The organism is Pseudomonas sp. 32A (assembly GCF_052682255.1).
This window is the reverse complement of record NZ_JBQYLY010000001.1, coordinates 1295917-1315934: the sequence shown is the minus strand read 5'-3', so window position 1 is coordinate 1315934 and position 20018 is coordinate 1295917. Positions and strand designations below refer to the sequence as shown.

Sequence of the window (20018 nt, the reverse complement as noted above, 5' to 3'; positions counted from 1 at the left end):
ACTTTCCCGCGAAGCGATCATACTGAACCTTCACTTTCTCGATTGAGGTCATGATGAACCTGCACTTCGAAGAGCTGATTGGCACCGGCGGCGCCCGCATTGGCATCGCCAGCCTGGACGCGGAAAAATCCCTCAACGCCCTGTCCTTGCCGATGATCCAGGCCCTGAGCGAACGCCTGGACGCCTGGGCCAAAGACCCGCAAATCGTCTGCGTGCTGCTGCGCGGCAATGGCCCCAAGGCCTTTTGCGCCGGTGGCGAAGTACGTAGCCTGGCCCAGGCCTGCCTCGAGCATCCCGGAGAAGTCCCGGCGCTGGCCGCGCAATTTTTCGCCGCTGAATACCGTCTCGACTACCGCCTGCACACCTACCCGAAACCGCTGATCTGCTGGGGTCACGGCTATGTGCTGGGCGGCGGCATGGGCTTGCTGCAAAGTGCCGCGGTGCGCATCGTCACCCCGAGCAGCCGCCTGGCCATGCCGGAAATAAGCATCGGCCTGTACCCGGACGTGGGCGCCAGTTGGTTCCTGTCCCGCCTGCCCGGCAAGTTGGGTTTGTTCCTCGGCCTGACCGGCGCCCACATGAATGGCCGCGACGCCCTGGACCTGGGCCTGGCCGACCGCTTCCTGCTGGATGAACAACAAGACGAGCTGCTCGAAGGCCTGCTGCAACTGAACTGGCAGGAACAGACCGACATGCAACTCAACAGCCTGCTCAAGGCCCTGGCCCAGGAAGCCATCGGTCAGTTGCCCGAAGCCCAATGGCTGCCGCGCCGGGCGCAGATCGACGAGTGGTTGGATGTAGGCGATGTGCGCTGCGCGTGGCGCGCCTTGAGCCCGTTGCGCGACCACACCGACCCGCTGTTCAGCCGCGCCGGCAAGACCCTGAGCGAAGGCTGCCCGCTGACCGCACACCTGGTATGGGAGCAGATCCAGCGGGCGCGGCACCTGTCCCTGGCCCAGGTGTTCCAGATGGAATACACCTTGAGCCTGAACTGCTGCCGTCACCCGGAATTCAGCGAAGGCGTGCGGGCGCGGTTGATCGACAAGGATCAACGGCCCCACTGGCATTGGCCGGATATCAACTTGATCCCCGAGGCCGTGGTGCAGGCGCACTTCCACAAGGTGTGGGAAGGGCGGCATCCGCTGGCGGACTTGTCGGACTATTGAACGCCCGTCAGCGTTTTGCCGCCTCGAACGTGAAGGCACAATTATCGGGTTGACGGTCTTCGCACTGGAATGTGGGTTGCCCGAAAACATCAGTACCCGGTTGCCAGTGCGTGGTCTCAGCCAGCGACATCGTGCCCTCGCCCCGGGCCGGGCCGAACCTCAAGGCAACCGTGTTACCGCGGACGGTTTTATAGATGCACTTTTCCAGGTAGCCACGTTTGCGCTCACCCGACTCCCGAGGGATAAAAATCGCGCCCACAAAAGTTTCCACAAGGTCTTGGCCGCTCATTGCCTGGCTTACCCAAGTGGACTCTTTATCAGCTCCCTGAAAGTGGCCATCAACGTAGCGCACGGTACTCGGGTAAGGACAGCCCTGCGCCGCCGCCAACGTGCTGAAGCCTGAAAGAATAAAAAAGAACAAGTAAAGCGAGCTGACTCGCATGGTATGGGCTCCGCCAGTCGATGCAGGAAACAACACGCCAGATAGCGTCCGCCCCCAATTAACTACAGTCGTAGCCCATAGAATAGCTGTCAAATATGACAGTACCGACCAACGGTCAGCAAAAACGGCGCCTGAGCGCCGTTTTTCCAATTAATACGATCAGCGATGCCCGCCACGGCCTCCACCCTGGCCACGCCCGCCACCATTACCCCAGCGGCCGTTGCCCCAACCCTGATTGGGGTAAGGCCGGTAACCGGCTCGCGGCCCCGCAGGGTAATAGCGAGGCGCCGGCTGGTAATAACGCGGCGACGGGTAATAACGCTGCGGTGGCGGGTAGTAACCCTGGCGGTAATGATAATAAGGACCGCCTCCGTAGTAATACGCCGGCGCGGGCGCCGTGTAGACCTCGGAACCGTAGTAGGCCTGGCCGCCACCGTAATAAGGCGCGCACGCAGAAAGGGTCAAGCCGAGCAAAGCGATAAGAAGCAGTCGACGATACATGGCGGCCTCCTGGACCGCGGAAGAGCACACCCAGCGACGCTGGGGGGCGGCAAACAGCTTTCACTGCCTGACGAAATATCTGACATCAAAAAGCGAATCTGGTGCGATTTGGTAATAGCTTGATACATGTAAATCCCTTCCCTTACCTCGCCTCGATGACAGCCCTGCCGTGAAAACCAACTCCCTGGATGGATTTTAATCGGCATTGAAACTTCAATAATCCGAATGATGTCATTATGATTCCACGCAATGGCACGGACGCTCTAGTGCGGTCATCCTATCGTCATCAAATCGGATCTCAGCCATGAAACTCTCAACCAAACTGCTGCTTTCGTTCGTACTGTGCGCCTTCATCACGCTGGCAGTGGGGACATTGGGTATCAAGGGGGTCAGCCGGCTGGCAACCGCCCTTGATTTAGCTTTCTCCAACAATCTGGTATCCGTCAGTAATACCAATGCCACCCTGAACGGCCTTGTTGCCCACAACCGGGGTCTGTATCGCTTGCTGGATGCCAGCAATGGCGGTGTTTCCTCACAAGACCTCGACCGGGTTCGCCAGGACATCGCCAATGAGTTAAAGCGCAGCCAAACGGCCTATGCGACTTACCGCGCGACGCCTCTCGAGGACGACGAGCGGGCGGCGGGAGACACCCTGGACCAGGTCTGGCCAAACTACGTGGCCAGCTCCGGGCAAATTATTTCAATGATTGATGCCGGTCACGCCGATCAAGCGCGCGCACTGCTCAACACCAACAACAATGCGCTATTCAGGCAGTCCCGCGACCTGCTCAAAATCATGGTCGATTCCAATAATCGCCAGATCAAGGAAGGCGCAGAAGCGGCGGATGTTTTGCGTAGCGATGCCTTGCAATGGATGATCGGCGGTATCGTCCTGGCATTTATTGTCGCGATCACCATCGGCCTATTGATCACCCGCCTCATCATCCAGCCCCTCGCCCAGGCGGTGCAAAGCGCACAACGTGTCGCACAGGGCAACCTGACGCAGGCCATCATCACAGATCGCAAGGATGAAGCCGGGCAGTTGCTGATGGCGTTATCCGACATGCAGTGGGGCTTGAAAAGTACCTTGCTGGAAATTTCCAACGCCTCTGACCAACTGGCCTCCGCAGCGGAAGAACTGAGCGCGGTGACCGACGAAAGTACTCGCAGCCTGACCCGCCAGAACGACGAAATCCAGCAAGCCGCCACCGCCGTGAACCAGATGACCGCAGCGGTGGACGAGGTAGCGCGTAATGCGGTGTCTACGTCCGAGGCCTCTGGCCAGGCGACTGCTGAAGCGGATGATGGCCGCCTGCAAGTGGACCAGGCCGTGTCCGGGATGAGTTCGATGGTCAGTGAGATCAATGATTCCACCCAGGCCGTGGTTGATCTGGCCGCCCAGGTTCGGGAAATTGCCAAGGTGGTGGATGTGATTCGTGGCATTGCGGACCAAACCAATCTGCTGGCCCTCAATGCGGCGATTGAAGCGGCGCGTGCCGGCGAGCAAGGCCGAGGCTTTGCCGTCGTGGCGGATGAAGTCCGGGCGTTGGCCCATCGCACGCAATCTTCCACCGTCGACATCGAAAACATGATCGGCACCGTGCAGCTAGGGGCGGATGGCGCCGTTACGGCCATGAACAAGAGCCTTACCTGGGCCAACAACACCCAGACAATGGCGCAGAATGCGGGCGAAGCATTGCAGCGCATCACCCACAGCGTGGCGAAGATCAACGAACGCAACCTGGTGATTGCCTCGGCCTCCGAAGAGCAAGCCCAGGTGGCGCGGGAAGTGGATCGCAACCTGCTCAATATCCAGGACCTGTCGACGCAGACCGCTGCCGGCGCCCACCAGACCAACGCCTCGAGTCAGGAGCTGTCGCGATTGGCCACCTCGTTCAATACCCTGGTGGCCAAGTTCCAGCTCTAGAAAAACCGGGTGATCCATCGGGCCCGGGGGTTCGCTTCATTGCAGTGCAACCACGCACCAGCGCAATGCATGAACACCCGGCGCCACGCCTCCATGCCTGTCGGCAGGCCTGTAAATCCGCGCCATCTCTCACTTGGCACGACTCTCGCTTTACCTCTCCCGTGCAAGAGTCATCACAGGTTCGCGGCACCACAATTTGCAATGGCTGACTAGGGTTCCGGCTCGCTAAGGCGAGTGGCTGGTCCGAGAGTTGGCGACCTCCAGTTGAGGTTACACGGCGGGATAAAAGCCCGGGAGACAAGCCACCGTTTACGGTGCCGCGTTGCTCCTGCTCGCCCTTGATCAACTGGAGAAGCATCCATGCCCTCGATACGTTTACCCGCCCTGCTCGCCGCCGCCTTTGCCGCCGTGGTGAGCTTTTCCGCCCAAGCCGCCCCCAAAGACCATTTCAGCGTGTGCTGGACGATTTATGCCGGCTGGATGCCGTGGGAGTACGCCGGCAGCCAAGGCATCCTCGACAAGTGGGCCAGGAAGTACGGCATCAAGATCGACATGGTGCAGCTCAACGACTACGTCGAATCCATCAACCAGTACACCGCCGGCCAGTTCGACGGCTGCACCATGACCAACATGGACGCCCTGACCATCCCCGCCGCCGGTGGCGTGGACAGCACCGCACTGGTGGTCAGCGACTTCTCCAACGGCAACGATGGTGTGGTCATCAAGGGCATCGGTAAGACCGTCGCCGACCTCAAGGGCATGAACGTCAACCTGGTGGAACTCTCGGTGTCCCACTACCTGCTGGCCCGTGCCCTGGAGTCGGCCAACCTCACCGAAAAAGACCTGAAAGTGGTCAACACCTCCGACGCCGATATCGCCGCCGCCTTCAACACCGACCAGGTCAAGGCCGTCACCACCTGGAATCCGATGCTCTCGGAGATCAAGGCCAAGCCCGGCGTCACTGAAGTGTTCGATTCCAGCAAAGTGCCCGGCGAAATCATGGACATGATGGTGGTCAACACCCAGACCCTCAAAGACAACCCCAAGCTGGGCAAGGCGCTGACCGGTGCCTGGTTTGAAGTGGTCGCCTTGATGAACGCGAAAAACGCCGCCAGCACCGACGCCCTGGCACACATGGCCAAGGCTTCCGGCACCGACCTCAAGGGCTTCCAGTCGCAACTGGACACCACCAAGCTGTTCGCCACGCCCCACGAAGCCCTGGCCTTCGCCACCAGCGCGCAGTTACCCGCCACCATGGGCAAGGTCGCCGAGTTCTCGTTTAAACACGGCCTGCTCGGTGAAGGTGCCAAAGACACCAACGCCGTGGGCATGAGCTTCGCCAACGGCGTGACCCGCGGCGACACCGCCAACCTCAAGCTGCATTTCGACCCCAGCTACGTACAGATGGCCGCCGACGGCACGCTGTAAGAGGACCCGGCCATGCGCCTGATCAACCGCCACCCGGAACGCTCCAGTCGCCTGCTGTTGGTGCTGCTGCCCTTCGCTTTGTTGCTGTTCGCCTACTTCGTGGGCTCGGCCGAGCGCCTGGCAGACAACCCCAACGACAAGCTGCTGCCCAGCGCCGCACAAATGGGCGACGCGGTGAAACGCCTGGCCTTCAGTGCCGACGCCCGCACCGGTGAATACGTGCTGTGGCAAGACAGCGCCTCAAGCCTGCGTCGCCTGGCGATAGGGCTTGGTATCAGCGCCCTCGCCGGCCTGTGCCTGGGCATCGCTGCCGGGACCTTGCCGCTGTTTGGCGCACCGTTGTCGCCCTTGCTGACGGTGCTGTCGATGGTGCCGCCGCTGGCGATCCTGCCGATCCTGTTCATCGTGTTCGGGCTGGGGGAATTGTCAAAAGTGATGCTGATCGTGATCGGCATCACTCCGGCCCTGGCGCGGGACCTGGAACAGCGGGCGCGGGAAATTCCCGTCGAGTTACTGGTGAAGGCGCAGACCCTCGGCGCCTCGACCTGGACCCTGATGCTGCGGGTGGTGCTGCCGCAATTGCTGCCGCGCTTGCTGATCTCCCTGCGTTTGATGCTGGGCTCGGCGTGGCTGTTCCTGATCGCGGCCGAAGCCATCGCCTCCACCGACGGTTTGGGCTACCGGATCTTCCTGGTGCGCCGCTACCTGGCGATGGACGTGATCCTGCCCTACGTGGTGTGGATCACCCTCCTCGCCTGGCTGATGGACTGGGGCCTCAAGGCCCTGACCCGGCGCGCGTTCCCCTGGTACGAAGGAGCACGGGCATGAGCTTTATCAGCGTCAACAATGTGTGGCAGCGTTATGGCGATCAGGTGGTGTTGGAGCGCCTGAACCTGCACGTGGCCGAAGGCGAATTCTGCACCTTGGTCGGCACTTCGGGTTGCGGCAAATCGACCTTCCTGCGCCTGTTGCTGGGGCAGGAAAGCGCCAGCCATGGCGAGATCCTGCTGGACGGTAAACCTCTGGCCGCCGAACCCGACGCCAGCCGTGGCGTGGTGTTCCAGCGCTACTCGGTGTTCCCGCATCTGACGGTGCTGAACAACGTTGCGCTGGGCCTTGAATTGCCGCGCTCGCCGTTGCTCGGGCGCCTGTTCGGCAACGCGAAAAAACAGGCGCGGGAACAGGCCGCAGCCCTGCTGCATAAAGTCGGTTTGGGCCATGCCCTGGACAAATACCCGGCACAGCTTTCCGGCGGCATGCAACAGCGGCTGGCCATCGCCCAGGCACTGATCACGAAGCCCCGCGTGCTGCTGCTGGACGAACCCTTCGGCGCTCTCGACCCGGGCATTCGCAAAGACATGCACCTGCTGTTGCTGGAGCTGTGGCGCGAAACCAGGCTGACGGTGTTCATGGTCACCCACGACCTGAGCGAAGGCTTCAGCCTCGGCACCCGCTTGCTGGTATTCGACAAGGTGCGCCTCGACCCGCACGCCCCCGGCGCTTACGGCGCCCGCATCACCTACGACATCCCTTTGAACAGCGAGCGCCGCAAGGCGATCGCCGCCGAACTTGGAGCCACTTCCAAATGACCGACTCGACTCAATTGTTCCCACCCTTCGCCGAGGAAATGCTCCCCGGCGGCGGCCACCGCTCCTTCGTGCTCAAGCGCGGCCAACTGCTGCGCCTCACCGACATTCGCGGCGGCGCCAACGTCAGCCTGACCCTGCTCAATGCCAATGAAAAAACCGAGCGCCTTAACCTGCCCGACAGCCTCAAATGCCAACACACCGCCAAGCTCACCAGTGGCCATTGCCTGTACTCGGACATGGGCCGCGTATTGGCCGCCATCACCGCCGACACCTGCGGCTGGAGTGACAGCATCGGCGGCGTGTTATGCGCCTCCGAGGTCGCGGAAAAATACGGCAAAGGCCGCTATCAAGAGCTGCGCAACGGCTTCTACCGCAACGGCACCGACAACCTGCTGGTGGAGTTGGGCAAGTGGGGCCTGGGGCTGTCCGACCTGCTGATGACCCTCAACCTGTTCAGCAAAATCACCGTGGATGACGCCGGCACGCTGCACTTTGCCGAAGGTCATTCCAAGGCCGGCGACTACATCGAACTCTACGCACCGATGGACACACTGGTGGTGCTCACCGCCCTGCAACACCCCATGGACCCGAACCCCGAATACGCGCCGCAGCCGCTGAAACTCAGCTGGATGAACGCCGACCCAAGCGTCGCCGAACACTGCCGCACCTCGCGCCCGGAAAACGAGCGCGGCTTTATCAACACTGACCGTCTGTTCGCCTGAGGACCTGCCATGTCTATCGCACTCGCCAACCAACCGGACGCAGCCGTGTACCGCGCGACCATCCCCGCGGGCGAACCCTGGCTGATGGAAGTCAAGGCTGGCCAGACCTTGCGCATCCTTGACCTTGAAGGCAACCAGGCGGTCGACACGCTGTTCTACAGCCTGAAAAACCCCAAGGAACGCTACGACGTGCAGCGCACCTTGCGCCGGCAAAACAGCGTGTACCTGAGCACCGGCAGCGTGCTGTATTCCAACCTCGGCCAGCCGATGCTGACCATCGTCGACGACACCTGCGGGCGCCACGACACCCTCGGCGGCGCCTGCGCCCAAGAGAGCAACACCGTGCGCTACGCCTTGGAAAAACGCTACATGCACAGCTGCCGCGACAACTACCTGCGGGCCTGCGCCCACGATGGCCGGCTGGGTAAAAGCGACATTGGGCCGAACATCAATTTCTTCATGAACGTGCCGGTGACCGCCGAGGGCGGGCTGACGTTTGAAGACGGTATTTCCGCCCCCGGCAAATACGTCGACCTGCGGGCCGAGATGGACGTGATCGTACTGATCTCCAACTGCCCGCAACTGAACAACCCGTGCAACGGCTACAACCCCACCCCGGCGGAGTTACTGGTATGGAACTGAAAATGAAGCGGTTGCGTCAGTGGTTATTCGCCCTGTGCCAGGCTCGCGCCGGGCAGTGCCTCAAAAAGCGCTGAAGATCAACTGTGGAAGATGACCTGTGGGAGCTGGCTTGCCTGCGATAGCGGTGGATCAGCCAACATATGGGGTGACTGACACACCGCCGTCGCGGGCAAGCCCGGCTCCCACAGTTGATCTCCATTGGTGTTGAAATTTGCGCTCCGGACGACCGCAGCGCCATCCACATTTGCGGGACGGCCCGCATCCCAGGACAAGGCCGAGCATGCATCGGCCTGCGGGGTTTTGCCATGTTCGAAAAACTGTTGATCGCCAACCGTGGCGCCATCGCCTGCCGCATCCTGCGCACCTTGCGCGAGCTTTCGGTCAAGGGCGTGGCGGTGTATTCCGAAGCCGATGCCGCCAGCCTGCACATCCAGCAAGCCGACGAGGCCTACAGCCTGGGCGAAGGCGCGGCGCCCGGCACCTATCTGTCGGTGGAGAAAATCCTCGCCACGGCCAAGGCCTGTGGTGCCACCGCGATCCATCCCGGCTATGGCTTTCTTTCGGAAAACGCCGCCTTCGCCGAAGCCTGCGAAACAGCGGGCATTGCCTTCGTCGGCCCGACGCCGGAGCAGCTGCGAGTGTTTGGCCTCAAGCACACCGCGCGCGCGTTGGCCAGGCAGCACGACATCCCGTTGCTGGAAGGCACCGAGCTGCTCAACAGCCTAGACGCTGCACTGCTGGCCGGCGAAAGCGTGGGCTATCCGATCATGCTCAAGAGCACGGCGGGCGGCGGCGGTATCGGCATGCGCGTGTGCAACAGCGCCGATGAATTGCGCGACTGTTTCGAGGCAGTCAAACGCCTCGGCCAGAACAACTTCAGCGACGCCGGCGTGTTTATCGAAAAGTACATCCAGCACGCCCGGCACCTGGAAGTGCAGGTGTTTGGTGATGGCCGTGGCGAGGTGATTGCTCTCGGTGTGCGCGATTGTTCGGTGCAGCGGCGCAACCAGAAAGTGCTCGAGGAAACCCCTGCGCCGAACTTGCCCGACGGGATGGCGGATGAGCTGTGCCACGCCGCAATCACCCTGGCCAAGGCCGTGAACTATCGCAGCGCCGGTACCGTGGAATTTATCTTTGATAGCGCCGATGGCCGCTTCTATTTTCTGGAAGTGAACACCCGGTTGCAGGTGGAACATGGCGTCACCGAGCAAGTGTGGGGCGTGGACCTGGTGCGCTGGATGGTGCAATTGGCCGCCGGAGAAATGCCGCCGCTGAGGGAGCTGGACTTGAAGCCCCACGGCCACGCGATTCAGGCGCGCCTGTACGCTGAAGACCCGGGCCGGGATTTTCAGCCGAGCCCGGGGCTTCTGACCTGTGTGGATTTCCCGGTTGCTGAAGGCCTGCGCATCGACACCTGGGTGGAGGCCGGTTGCGAGATCCCGCCCTATTTCGACCCGATGATCGCCAAGCTCATCACCTGGGCGCCGAGCCGCGAACAGGCGCGCCTGGATCTGCATCAGGCGTTGAGCAACAGCCAGCTGTACGGCGTGGAAACCAATCGCGACTACCTGCGCCAGATCCTGCTCGCCGCACCGTTCGCCAATGGCCGGCCGTGGACACGCTGCCTTGAGGATCTGGTCTACCGCGCAGATACGTTTGAGGTACTCAGCGCCGGTACGCAAACCAGTGTTCAGGACTATCCGGGGCGCCTCGGTTACTGGGCTGTGGGCGTGCCGCCGTCGGGGCCGATGGACAGTCGCGCACTGCGTCTGGGTAACCGCCTGCTGGGCAACGCCGAAGGTTCTGCCGCGCTGGAAATCACCATGAGCGGGCCAATGTTGCGCTTCAACTGTGCGGCGGTGGTGGCGGTGACCGGGGCGGACATTGCGCTGCGGTTGAATGATGAAGTGGTGCCAATGAACACTGCGCTGCTGGTGCCGGCGGGTGCGACCTTGAGCCTGGGCACCATCGCCGGGGCCGGTGCGCGCAGCTACCTTTGCCTGCGCGGCGGGCTGCAGGTTCCGGATTATCTGGGCAGCAAAAGTACCTTCACGTTAGGACAGTTTGGTGGGCATGGCGGACGGGCTCTGCGGGCGGGTGACGTGTTGCACGTGCTGCCGTTGGTAGACGTCAGTTGCGGCAACACGTTAGTGCCTGAACCGCTTGCCGAAGTGCGAACCCTGCGGGTGATCTACGGCCCTCACGGCGCGCCGGAATACTTCAAGCCTGAGTACATCGAGACGTTCTTTGCCACCCAATGGGAAGTGCATTTCAACTCCAGCCGTACCGGTGTGAGGTTGATCGGGCCGAAGCCATTATGGGCGCGTACGGATGGGGGTGAGGCGGGATTGCACCCGTCCAACATTCACGACAATCCTTATGCGATCGGAGCGGTGGATTTTACCGGAGACATGCCGGTGATCCTCGGCCCCGACGGCCCGAGCCTGGGTGGGTTTGTGTGCCCGGTGACGGTGATCGAGGCGGACTTGTGGCAGCTGGGCCAGCTCAAGGCGGGTGACAAAATCCGCTTCACTCCCGTCGACATCAAGACCGCCCGCGACCTCGCCTTGAAATGGGATCGTTCCCACGCTCTGCGTGGGAATGCCGCCTGGGACGCTCCGCGTCCCGCTGTCGAAGCAATGACGCAGAGCGTCACAGGATGCATTCCCACGCAGAGCGTGGGAACGATCATGTCGCCTGTTGTTCTGGACATCGGCCAGGCCGACACCCGCCTGGTCGCCCGCCTCGCTGGCGACACCCACCTGCTCCTGGAAATCGGCGCCCCTGAACTCGACTTGGTCCTGCGCTTTCGCGCCCACGCCCTGATGCAAGCCTTCGAAACCCGAGCCCTGCACGGCGTCATCGACCTGACACCCGGCATCCGCTCCCTGCAAATCCACTACCAGCCCGAACAACTGCCCCTCGCCGACCTCCTGGCGTTGATCACCACCGAATGGCACGCCGTCTGTGCCAGCCAAAACCTGCAAGTGCCGTCGCGCATCGTCCACCTGCCACTCTCCTGGGACGATCCGGCCTGCCAACTGGCCATCGAAAAATACATGACCACCGTGCGCAAGGACGCCCCGTGGTGCCCGAGCAACCTGGAGTTCATCCGCCGCATCAACGACCTGACCGACCTCGACGAAGTGCGCCACACCGTGTTCGACGCGAGCTACCTGGTGATGGGCCTGGGCGACGTCTACCTCGGCGCGCCTGTAGCCACGCCGCTGGACCCGCGCCACCGCCTGGTCACCACCAAGTACAACCCGGCACGCACCTGGACCGCCGAAAACTCCGTGGGCATCGGTGGCGCCTACCTGTGCGTGTACGGCATGGAAGGCCCCGGCGGGTATCAGTTCGTCGGGCGTACCTTGCAGATGTGGAACCGCTACCGGGAAGTCGACGCGTTCGATGGCAAACCGTGGTTGCTGCGCTTCTTCGACCAGATCCGCTTTTACCCGGTGAGCGCCGATGAGTTGGTGCAGATACGCCGGGATTTTCCCCTTGGGCGGTTTGAACTGAGTATCGAACACAGCCAGTTGAACCTGACGGACTACCAGGCCTTTCTCGCGCAGGAAGCTGAGAGCATTGGCGCGTTTCGCGGGCAACAACAGCGCGCGTTCAACGCCGAACGCGAACGCTGGATCGCCAGCGGCCAGGCGCATTTCGACAGTGAGGAACTCGCGGCGCCATTGGGCGAAGACACACCGTTGCAGGCCAACGAATACAGCATCGACAGCCACATCGCCGGCAATCTCTGGCAAGTGCAGGTGAGCGCGGGTGAACGCGTGGAAGCGGGTGATGTGCTGGTGATCCTGGAGTCGATGAAAATGGAAATCCCGGTACTCGCGCCGTTCGCTGGCACCGTGCGGGAAATTCCCGTGCAGCCAGGCAGCGGCATTGGCGCCGGGCAACGGGTGGTCGTGCTGGAGCGTGATTTGCAATAACGCCTCGGGGCTGTATCGTGCAAGGCACACCGGGTTTCACCGGGACCTTGTCCGATACAGCCTGAACCGACCGATGACCACGCCAACCCTCTGCCCCGCCTGCGGCGCCCGCAACGATTGCGCCCTGGCCGACCCGCGCACTGCCGACCACGCGTGTTGGTGCTACAGCGTCAGCATCGACCCTGCGGTGCTTGAAGCCTTGCCGCCGGAACTGCGCAACAAGGCCTGCCTGTGCCCGCGCTGCGCCCAGGTGGACGAACAACTGCGCGGCACCGAGCCGACGTAATGCGTGTCGACCGTTTTCTCAGCAACCTGCCCCGATTCAACCGCAAGCAAGTACGCCTGTTGCTGGTGGAGCGGCGGATTACCGTCGATGGCCAATTCGTCAGCGATCCGCATCACCCGGTGAGCGAGTTCAGCCGTGTGCTACTGGATGACGAAGTGCTGCAAGCGGGCAAACCTGCGCGCTACTTCATGCTGCACAAACCCCAGGGCTGCGTCAGCGCCACGTCCGACCCGCAACACCCCACCGTGCTCGACCTGTTGGATGAGCCGGACAAGCACGAGTTGCACATCGCCGGCCGCCTGGATTTCAACACCACCGGCCTGCTGCTGATCACCAACGACGGCCAGTGGTCGCGCCGCCTGACCCAGCCGCAAACCAAGTTGCCCAAGGTCTACTACGTCGAGACCGAGCAGGACATTGGTCCGGAATACGCCGCCACCTTCGCCGCCGGCCTGTACTTCGCGTTTGAAGACCTCACCACGCAGCCGGCCGAATTGGAGCTATTGGGCCCCAGAACGGCGCGCCTGAGCATCATTGAAGGGCGTTATCACCAGGTGAAGCGCATGTTCGGGCACTTCGACAACAAAGTGACCCGCCTGCACCGCGAGCGCATGGGGCCACTGGCATTGGACTCAGCCCTTGCCCCAGGCCAGTACCGGGCGCTTACGGACGCTGAAATCCAACAGGTCTGATGACCGTTCAGCCGATGATGGCAAAAAACCACGCCGTCGACTGGCGAACTGGCATCCCTGATGCTTGAATCAACCCAGCCAGCCGCAAACTGACTGGTGAGTCACCCCTACCTACAAGAAACACTTTGCCCGCCCGCACGCTTGATCTGCGGGCACCTCACGGCAAATTGCCCGCCATAACAACACCCGTCGACCAGCCAGTACCGGATCGACATGGGCCCTCACTTCCAGGCGTATGCCTACCTGTCACAAAGCTCGTGCAGAGTGATCTGCGCGCATTACCCGCTTGCCAGGAGTCTTACGACATGAGGCCAGAAATCGCTGTGCTGGATATACAGGGTCAGTATCGGGTTTACACGGAGTTCTATCGCGCGGACGCAGCTGCCAAGACCATCATTCTGGTCAACGGCTCAATGGCCACCACTGCGTCTTTCGCCCAGACCGTGAAAAGCCTGTACCCGACGTTCAACGTAGTTTTGTACGACCAGCCCTACGCCGGTCGCTCAAAAATCCACAACCGCCACGAGCATATGCTGACGAAAGAAGTCGAGGGCCAGATCCTTCTGGAGCTCATCGACCACTTCACCGCCGAACACGTGCTGTCCTTTTCCTGGGGCGGCGCCGCGACCCTCGTCGCCCTCGCCCACCGCCCGCGGCGTGTGGAAAAGGCCGTGATCAGCTCGTTCTCTCCGGTAATCAACGCCCCGATGCGCGACTACCTGGAGCGCGGCGTCGACTACCTCGGCAACCTCGACCGCGACCGCGTGGGCCACCTGGTCAACAGCACCATCGGCAAACACCTGCCGTCGCTGTTCAAACGCTTCAACTACAAACACGTGAGCAGCCTGGCCGAGCATGAGTATGGGCAGATGCACTTTCACATCAGCCACGTACTCAACAGCGACCGGCTGTGCTACCTCAAGGCGGCGAAGCAGATTGATATACCGGTGTTGTTTTTGAACGGTGAATGGGACGAGTACACCAGCGCCCAGGATGCCAAGCTGTTTGGGCAACATATTGCGAAAAGCAGCTTCGGCACGATTCAAGCGACCGGGCACTTTCTGGATATGGAGCACAAGGCCGCGTGCCGGGATAGCCGGGAGGCGTTGATGGGCTTTTTGAGACCGGAGCAGCAGCCAAGCCGGTTGCGGTACCACGCGTCACAGCCACAGCATGCGTTTGCCGTATGAGCGGTGGGGTTGTGGGTGGGCTGGATTTTCCAGGGGATCCGCCTGCCCACGACCGACCGTTGGCACGTAAAACACAGAATTTTCGAAGAAAAACTTCAAATCCTTGAGCACATCTGGTACAAAGTCAGCCGCTCTGAGCGGGTATAGTTTAGTGGTAGAACGAAAGCTTCCCAAGCTTTAGATGAGGGTTCGATTCCCTCTACCCGCTCCACTCAGATTTTGGTCCTGCGTCAGGCTGGTTTGACGGGGGATGTGTAAAAAAACCGGTCTTTGGTGGCCGGTTTTTTTATGCTCGAAATTTGAGAGGGCTGCCGATCACCGAACAACCTTGAAATAGACAAGCTCCGGATCACCCTCATCCAGATTCTCAATAACGCCACTGCGCAAGAATCCAGCCTTGGACATGAGTTGCTGTGAAGCGACGTTTGAGCGGTTCGTTGAGGTGAAGAGCTTGTCCGTCTTACACGCGGATTCGGCGGCAACAAGCAGCAGAAGCGCGATACCTTTGCGCTGATGTGCAGGAGAGATAACCACCAGTGAAACAAAGCCATTCCCGAAGAAATCGTGGGTAAGTACGAGATAACCGACGACGCTGCCGGACTCTACTGCAACCAGACATTGACGCCTCTCAACGGCCTCGCGAATAAGCTCGCCACGGCTGATATTCGATTTCGCGAAAGCGTCGAGTTCAACCATTGCTCTCACGTCTTCAAATGTTGCCTCTCGGGTCGACGGGGCTGTGCTTGTCTCGCTGTTCCGGGTCATCGGTACTGACTCCCAACACGTCAAAATCGGCTGCCCTTCCCTTGGTATGTGCGGCCTGGAAGGGAAAGCCTTTTATAGAATCAAGAAACCCGATCCACTCGGTCCTGCACGGCTTCTACCAGTAAAAGCCCCAGCTCAATCATTTGCTGAATTGCCAATGCCAAACAGCGATGCTCGTCTGGCAGGTTATCGGCAAATTCGTTGGTCATTGCGCCAGCGCCGGCAATGGTTTCGTAGGCGTTGGCGAGCAATGCATCGGTGCCGATTTCGGGACGTACGCTGAATATTCTTACGGGTGAGTTATACGAGTCAGTACACATCTGTTGATCCTCGGTTAGGACCACCTTCCAGAGCTACTAAACAAAGGGTGGCGGCTATACGCGGGTTAGTAGACCGGTTGATCAACGAAACCGGCGCGCCCAAAGGCGCCCCGCGTACAGCCACCATAAAGACCAGACATTCAAACGTCTGAGAAATGGCACAGCCATACGCCGTTGATCAAATCGGGCTACTAAACCCGACCGCTGATGGGCAGCGGCTGACGAACCTTAAAGAGGTCGCCCAAGGCGTACAACCGGGACGATTCTGATGGTTGTGTAGGCAAAGCCGCAAGATTCATCACTGCTTGCTCGCCCAAATAAGCCCGTAATCTCTGGCAACAAGAAAGCAGCCGCTAGCGTTTGAACTAGCCACCTCACTCAGATCATTCTCCGGAACCTCATCGCACCAACGGGTGAAAAACCAGCCACGAAGAATTGATCATGAACCAAACACTTACGGCATTTGATATGACGACACTGCTGGACACTGACGAAGCCATCAACGAGTACGTTTCTCAGGTTTTGGCTGACGGCGACAATGGGGAATTTTTCAGAGCGGTCAGCTACGTGACCGAGACTCGCAAAAAAGCAGAAACCTTCCATATTTCCAAGTTTGAACCATGAAAGACGCATACGATTTCAGCACCGGCAAACGTGGTGCCATCGCCAGCAAAGTGGGCAAGGAGCAGATAACGATCATGCTGGATGAAGCAGTGATTTAAGCTATCCGCAAACGCGCTGAAAGCTCTGGGACCGGAAATCAAACGGTGATCAACACCCTTCTGCGGCAAGCACTAATTCCTCTGGATGGGCAGTGATTTTTAGTGGCACTCAAGCAAGCCCATCGCAACCTCGCTAAAGCTCGACAACTCCCACATTAGAGCGGCGCACTCCCCAATTTGGAATGCACTCCCTGTGGGAGCCGGGCTTGCCCGCGATGCAGGCGGCGCGGGCTGCCAGGTACACCGCAGCGATCCCATCGCAGCCTCGCCAAGGCTCGACAGCTCCCACAAGGGACTGAATTCACCATCAGAACAGACGGCTATTTCTCGAGCACCACTCCCCGCTGCACCACCCACGCCAACGGCAACGTCAGCAACAACATCCCCGCCAACACCATCACCGCCACCGGCACGCCCATCGAGTCCCCCAGCCCGCCAAACAGCACCGGCGCCAGTGCGCCGCCGCCGATGGTGCCGGTGTAGAAAACCGCAAACGCCTGCTCGCGTTTACCCGCGCCGGCCAGGTCCGGCACCGCGCCGTAAAGCACCGACGACGTGCCATTCAGCGCCAGCCCCAACACCGGCAACATCACCATCAACCCGCTCAACGGCAGGTACACCGCCGCGACGATCAACAGCGCTGTGCTGGTCTCCGTCAGCCACACGGTTTTCATCATGCCGATGCGTGCGCCGAGGTAGCCGCAGAGCAGTTTGCCGAAGGCGCCGCCGATAAACAGCATGGTCAGCGCGAGACCTATGCCCGCAGTGCCGGCGCCTTTAGCTTGCAGAAGAAAGGGCAAAAACGTGAGAAAGCCCATGCGCACGGCACTGTCGAGAGTGCCCGTAACGATCAGCGCACGCAGGCCGCTGACCGAGCCACTTCCTACCAGTGTCTTGGCGGTTTTCCCGGAAGTGGACGCCGCTGCCTGCGCTGGGATCAGCCACCACAGCAACCCCGCCGCCGCCAACCCCAGCAATCCAAGCAGCGTGACGCTCGCGCGCCAACTGATGACGGTCAGCAACAGGCCAATCAACCCGGGAACCAGGGTTTTGCCAATGTCTCCGGAGAAGTTGTATTGAGACAGCGCTTCCTTGACCCCACCACCGTTCTCGTAGGTATCGGTGATCATTGAAGAAGCCAGCGGATGCTGAGTACTCGCCCCCAGCCCGCCCAACAGCAGCGCCAGCAATAACATGCCCAACCCGGTCGCCTGCCCCACCAACAGATAAGCAACACCGGCAAGCGCCGTGCCGCCTACCAGCATTGGCGTGCGTCCCCAGCATTTGGCGGCGCGGCTGGCCATGAGTTGAAACACCGCCATCATCCCGGAGTACGCCCCACGCAGCAGGCCGATCTGGGCGTAGGTCAGGCCGAACTGCGCTTGCCAGATCGGCAGCAGCACGTAGATCACATCGGTCAGGCCATCATGAATGGCGTGGGCGCTGCAGCCTGCGATCAACGAACGGCGGCGGGCGGAAGTCTCGGGCACGGGCAAGGCAACGGCGTCGTTCATGAGGTCTTGCTCAGTTCAGGTTGGAGGGGCTTCCAGCCCGTCAGGGCGATCAGCAGTGACAGCAACTGGAAACCGATGATCAGCGCTACGCATCCCGTCCAGCCCCAGCGCCCCCAGATCAGCGCCGGGACGATGGCGCCGAAGCTGCCTCCGAGGTAATAGCAGGTGAGGTACAGGCCCACGGCGCCGGCCTTGTTGTGGCGGGCGGTGGCGGTGGTGAAGGCGCTGGCGGCGGCCTGGGCGAGGAATACGCCGGTGGAGCTGAGGGCCAGGCCCAGTACGATGCACCACAGGGACGGCAGCAAGGTCAGGCCCGAGCCACAAACGCCAAGCACCGCAGCGGCGGTCAGCAGTTCGGATTGCGGGCGGGATTTGCTCAGGCGCCCGGCAATGGGGATCACCACCAGGGCCAGCAGGAACACCATGTAGATCGTGCCCAGCGCCGCCGGGCCAAGGTCGAACGGGGCTTGGCTGAGGTAAAGGCCCGCGTAGGTAAAGGTCGCCACTTGGGAGAACAGCACGCAAAACCCTACAGCGTAGGCAGCCAGCAGCGGAGTGCCGAGTACATCGCTCCAGGTGGTTGCAGGTCGGGCAACACGGGGAGGATTGTCCGGCAGCAGGAACTGGATAAACCCGCCCACCATCAGGCTCAACACCGCCAACAGCTCAAAGGCTTCACGCCAGCCGACATACTCGGTCATCACCCCGGTGACGAAGCGCCCGGCAAACCCGCCGAGCACGGTGCCGGCCACGTAGAGGCTGGTGACTTCGGTCACGGTGCCGCCGCGCCAGCGATCGCCGATGTAGGCCACGCTGGTGGCAAACACTACCGGAATCAGCATGCCTTCGATAAAACGCCACACCAGCAGTTCGGCGAAACTGCTGGCATAGGCAGTCATCAGCGCCGGCAACGCCAGCAACAGCGCAGCAGCCGAGATCACAGTGCGTTGCTCAAACCGCCCGGTCAGGCGGCTGACAAACGGCGCGGTCAGCGCCACCGCCAAGGTGGTGACGGTAATGCTCCAACCAGCCGCCTTGGCGCTCACTTCAAAGTTGACGGCAAGCGTCTGCAAAATGCTCTGGGTGGCGTAGAGGTTGAGAAACGCCGCGCAGCCACACAGGAACAGGGCAAGACGGGCACAATGCAGGCGCGGTTTCATGAAACCTCTCGTTTTATTATCTGAGGCCTTTATAGAATGACCCGCACACCCGAGACCAATACCGATTTCGGACCGATCAATACCCTGGGGCCAGGATGCTCGACCTACGCAAGCTGCGTTACTTTCTGGCCGTCGCCGAAGAATTGCACTTCGGTCGCGCCGCCATTCGCCTGCACCTGGCCCAGCCACCGTTGACCCGGCAGATTTCCGCGCTGGAGGCTGAATTGGGGTTTCGCCTGTTCGACCGCACCAGTCGCACGGTTTCGCTCACGCCTCAGGGCCGCTCGTTCCTGCCCTACGCACGGGCGGTGCTGGAGCAGGTCGACCTCGCCGAAGTCATCGCCGGCAAACTGGCCGCAGGCGCCGCCGGGCAACTGGCGCTCGGTTACGTGAGTTCCATAGCCCTCTCGGACTTGTTCAGCCAGGCGATTCAGGCCTTCGCCCAACGCTTTCCCGATGTGCAATTGACGCTGGTGGAATGCGCCTCCGGGAGCCTGGGCGCGCAGGTGGCTGATGGGCGCCTGGATATCGGCCTGAGCCGTCTACTGCCCCAGGACGGTCAGACTGAGGTACAAGCCTTGTCGTTGGGTGAGGAGCGGCTGGTGGCGGCGGTGTCCAGCGACAGCCCGTTGGCCAACCAGGCCGAGGTCAGCCTGGCGCAGTTGAGTGGGTATCCGTTGATTCTGTTTCCAGCCGATTATGGCTCCGGGCTTAACCAGTCCATTGAACAGCTATATCGGCATAAGGGTTTGCCATTGCGGGCCGGGCCGTCGGGGCGGCAAATTACCTCGATCATTGCACTGGTGGCGGCGGGCCAAGGTGTGGCGCTGGTGCCGGAATGTACGCAGAGTTTGATGAACAAGGGCGTGACGTATCGGCCGTTGGTGGATTCAGATGCGTACGCGCAACTGCTTGTTCTTACGCGTGCTGATGGGCGGAGTTTAATGGTCACGGCATTTCTGACCGTGATTGATGAATTGTTACAAGCTCGTAAAGATGCCTAAT

The 20018-nt window shown here is 61.1% G+C and carries 18 protein-coding genes, 1 tRNA gene, 2 pseudogenes and 1 riboswitch; of the genes and pseudogenes, 15 read left to right on the top strand and 6 right to left on the bottom strand.

All coding sequences use genetic code 11. The features are described 5' to 3' along the window. Nucleotides 1-53 precede the first annotated feature (53 nt). Nucleotides 54-1166 (top strand): enoyl-CoA hydratase/isomerase family protein, encoded by a 1113-nt coding sequence (locus tag ACUN0G_RS05965; RefSeq protein ID WP_445575523.1) that lies wholly within the window; start codon nt 54-56, stop codon nt 1164-1166. 7 nt (nt 1167-1173) lie between these two features. Here ACUN0G_RS05965 and ACUN0G_RS05960 read toward each other — a convergent pair whose 3' ends face one another. Next, nucleotides 1174-1608, bottom strand: a complete 435-nt coding sequence (locus ACUN0G_RS05960) for a DUF3757 domain-containing protein (protein WP_445572897.1) — start codon at nt 1606-1608, stop codon at nt 1174-1176. Between the two features lie 159 nt (nt 1609-1767). Next, nucleotides 1768-2109, bottom strand: coding sequence for a hypothetical protein (locus ACUN0G_RS05955; protein ID WP_445572896.1), 342 nt, complete (start codon nt 2107-2109; stop codon nt 1768-1770). 304 nt (nt 2110-2413) lie between these two features. Between ACUN0G_RS05955 and ACUN0G_RS05950 the strand changes: the two genes are divergently transcribed. The 11 genes from ACUN0G_RS05950 to ACUN0G_RS05900 all read left to right on the top strand — a co-directional run bounded on the left by ACUN0G_RS05950 (nt 2414) and on the right by ACUN0G_RS05900 (nt 14743). Beyond that, complete coding sequence (locus ACUN0G_RS05950; RefSeq protein ID WP_445572895.1) at nt 2414-4036, top strand: methyl-accepting chemotaxis protein; 1623 nt, start codon at nt 2414-2416, stop codon at nt 4034-4036. A gap of 198 nt (nt 4037-4234) precedes the next feature. After that, nucleotides 4235-4335: riboswitch (guanidine-I (ykkC/yxkD leader) on the top strand. Between the two features lie 61 nt (nt 4336-4396). Continuing rightward, nucleotides 4397-5464, top strand: coding sequence for a putative urea ABC transporter substrate-binding protein (locus ACUN0G_RS05945; protein ID WP_445572894.1), 1068 nt, complete (start codon nt 4397-4399; stop codon nt 5462-5464). 12 nt (nt 5465-5476) lie between these two features. Next, a complete protein-coding gene (locus ACUN0G_RS05940) occupies nt 5477-6292 on the top strand; it encodes an ABC transporter permease (protein WP_017479272.1) in 816 nt (271 codons plus the stop codon). After that, nucleotides 6289-7053, top strand: coding sequence for an ABC transporter ATP-binding protein (locus ACUN0G_RS05935; protein ID WP_445572893.1), 765 nt, complete (start codon nt 6289-6291; stop codon nt 7051-7053). Before ACUN0G_RS05940 ends, ACUN0G_RS05935 begins: the two co-directional genes overlap by 4 nt. Beyond that, entirely contained in the window at nt 7050-7775 is a 726-nt protein-coding gene (locus ACUN0G_RS05930) for an urea amidolyase associated protein UAAP1 (RefSeq protein WP_219272237.1), read from the top strand. Before ACUN0G_RS05935 ends, ACUN0G_RS05930 begins: the two co-directional genes overlap by 4 nt. 9 nt (nt 7776-7784) lie before the next feature. After that, nucleotides 7785-8417, top strand: coding sequence for an urea amidolyase associated protein UAAP2 (locus ACUN0G_RS05925; RefSeq protein ID WP_421524678.1), 633 nt, complete (start codon nt 7785-7787; stop codon nt 8415-8417). Nucleotides 8418-8722: 305 nt separating this feature from the next. Next, complete coding sequence (uca, locus tag ACUN0G_RS05920; RefSeq protein WP_445572892.1) at nt 8723-12364, top strand: urea carboxylase; 3642 nt, start codon at nt 8723-8725, stop codon at nt 12362-12364. 73 nt (nt 12365-12437) lie between these two features. Beyond that, on the top strand, nt 12438-12650 hold the full coding sequence (locus tag ACUN0G_RS05915; RefSeq protein ID WP_445572891.1) for a cysteine-rich CWC family protein: 213 nt from the start codon (nt 12438-12440) through the stop codon (nt 12648-12650). Further along, nucleotides 12650-13342 (top strand): pseudouridine synthase, encoded by a 693-nt coding sequence (locus tag ACUN0G_RS05910; protein WP_445572890.1) that lies wholly within the window; start codon nt 12650-12652, stop codon nt 13340-13342. Before ACUN0G_RS05915 ends, ACUN0G_RS05910 begins: the two co-directional genes overlap by 1 nt. Nucleotides 13343-13647: 305 nt before the next feature. Continuing rightward, nucleotides 13648-14532, top strand: coding sequence for an alpha/beta fold hydrolase (locus tag ACUN0G_RS05905; RefSeq protein WP_093200795.1), 885 nt, complete (start codon nt 13648-13650; stop codon nt 14530-14532). A gap of 137 nt (nt 14533-14669) precedes the next feature. After that, nucleotides 14670-14743 (top strand) — tRNA-Gly (locus ACUN0G_RS05900). Between the two features lie 104 nt (nt 14744-14847). Here ACUN0G_RS05900 and ACUN0G_RS05895 read toward each other — a convergent pair. Beyond that, nucleotides 14848-15297 (bottom strand): GNAT family N-acetyltransferase, encoded by a 450-nt coding sequence (locus ACUN0G_RS05895; protein ID WP_445572889.1) that lies wholly within the window; start codon nt 15295-15297, stop codon nt 14848-14850. Between the two features lie 80 nt (nt 15298-15377). Then, a complete protein-coding gene (locus tag ACUN0G_RS05890) occupies nt 15378-15617 on the bottom strand; it encodes a DUF6124 family protein (RefSeq protein ID WP_063032677.1) in 240 nt (79 codons plus the stop codon). A 441-nt stretch (nt 15618-16058) separates the two neighbouring features. Here ACUN0G_RS05890 and ACUN0G_RS05885 point away from each other — a divergent pair. Continuing rightward, a pseudogene (locus ACUN0G_RS05885) lies at nt 16059-16199 on the top strand (addiction module antidote protein); the annotation flags it as partial. Between the two features lie 38 nt (nt 16200-16237). Then, a pseudogene (locus ACUN0G_RS05880) lies at nt 16238-16426 on the top strand (BrnA antitoxin family protein); the annotation flags it as partial. Nucleotides 16427-16659: 233 nt separating this feature from the next. On the opposite strand, the gene ACUN0G_RS05875 reads toward ACUN0G_RS05880, so the two are convergent. Both ACUN0G_RS05875 and ACUN0G_RS05870 read right to left on the bottom strand, forming a co-directional pair. Next, nucleotides 16660-17853 carry an MFS transporter gene (locus tag ACUN0G_RS05875; RefSeq protein WP_445572888.1) on the bottom strand — a complete coding sequence of 398 codons (1194 nt, stop codon included), beginning with the start codon at nt 17851-17853 and terminating at the stop codon, nt 16660-16662. After that, complete coding sequence (locus ACUN0G_RS05870; RefSeq protein WP_445572887.1) at nt 17850-19013, bottom strand: MFS transporter; 1164 nt, start codon at nt 19011-19013, stop codon at nt 17850-17852. Before ACUN0G_RS05870 ends, ACUN0G_RS05875 begins: the two co-directional genes overlap by 4 nt. Before the next feature lie 95 nt (nt 19014-19108). On the opposite strand from ACUN0G_RS05870, the gene ACUN0G_RS05865 reads away from it, so the two are divergent. Further along, on the top strand, nt 19109-20017 hold the full coding sequence (locus ACUN0G_RS05865) for a LysR family transcriptional regulator (RefSeq protein ID WP_445572886.1): 909 nt from the start codon (nt 19109-19111) through the stop codon (nt 20015-20017). Nucleotide 20018 lies beyond the last annotated feature (1 nt).

Bases quoted from the DNA above. Each gene is read 5' to 3' on its own strand.
- ACUN0G_RS05965 (WP_445575523.1), top strand. From the start codon at position 54: ATGAACCTGCACTTCGAAGAGCTGATTGGCACCGGCGGCGCCCGCATT.
- ACUN0G_RS05960 (WP_445572897.1), bottom strand. From the start codon at position 1,608: ATGCGAGTCAGCTCGCTTTACTTGTTCTTTTTTATTCTTTCAGGCTTC.
- ACUN0G_RS05955 (WP_445572896.1), bottom strand. From the start codon at position 2,109: ATGTATCGTCGACTGCTTCTTATCGCTTTGCTCGGCTTGACCCTTTCT.
- ACUN0G_RS05950 (WP_445572895.1), top strand. From the start codon at position 2,414: ATGAAACTCTCAACCAAACTGCTGCTTTCGTTCGTACTGTGCGCCTTC.
- ACUN0G_RS05945 (WP_445572894.1), top strand. From the start codon at position 4,397: ATGCCCTCGATACGTTTACCCGCCCTGCTCGCCGCCGCCTTTGCCGCC.
- ACUN0G_RS05940 (WP_017479272.1), top strand. From the start codon at position 5,477: ATGCGCCTGATCAACCGCCACCCGGAACGCTCCAGTCGCCTGCTGTTG.
- ACUN0G_RS05935 (WP_445572893.1), top strand. From the start codon at position 6,289: ATGAGCTTTATCAGCGTCAACAATGTGTGGCAGCGTTATGGCGATCAG.
- ACUN0G_RS05930 (WP_219272237.1), top strand. From the start codon at position 7,050: ATGACCGACTCGACTCAATTGTTCCCACCCTTCGCCGAGGAAATGCTC.
- ACUN0G_RS05925 (WP_421524678.1), top strand. From the start codon at position 7,785: ATGTCTATCGCACTCGCCAACCAACCGGACGCAGCCGTGTACCGCGCG.
- uca (WP_445572892.1), top strand. From the start codon at position 8,723: ATGTTCGAAAAACTGTTGATCGCCAACCGTGGCGCCATCGCCTGCCGC.
- ACUN0G_RS05915 (WP_445572891.1), top strand. From the start codon at position 12,438: ATGACCACGCCAACCCTCTGCCCCGCCTGCGGCGCCCGCAACGATTGC.
- ACUN0G_RS05910 (WP_445572890.1), top strand. From the start codon at position 12,650: ATGCGTGTCGACCGTTTTCTCAGCAACCTGCCCCGATTCAACCGCAAG.
- ACUN0G_RS05905 (WP_093200795.1), top strand. From the start codon at position 13,648: ATGAGGCCAGAAATCGCTGTGCTGGATATACAGGGTCAGTATCGGGTT.
- ACUN0G_RS05895 (WP_445572889.1), bottom strand. From the start codon at position 15,297: ATGACCCGGAACAGCGAGACAAGCACAGCCCCGTCGACCCGAGAGGCA.
- ACUN0G_RS05890 (WP_063032677.1), bottom strand. From the start codon at position 15,617: ATGTGTACTGACTCGTATAACTCACCCGTAAGAATATTCAGCGTACGT.
- ACUN0G_RS05875 (WP_445572888.1), bottom strand. From the start codon at position 17,853: ATGAACGACGCCGTTGCCTTGCCCGTGCCCGAGACTTCCGCCCGCCGC.
- ACUN0G_RS05870 (WP_445572887.1), bottom strand. From the start codon at position 19,013: ATGAAACCGCGCCTGCATTGTGCCCGTCTTGCCCTGTTCCTGTGTGGC.
- ACUN0G_RS05865 (WP_445572886.1), top strand. From the start codon at position 19,109: ATGCTCGACCTACGCAAGCTGCGTTACTTTCTGGCCGTCGCCGAAGAA.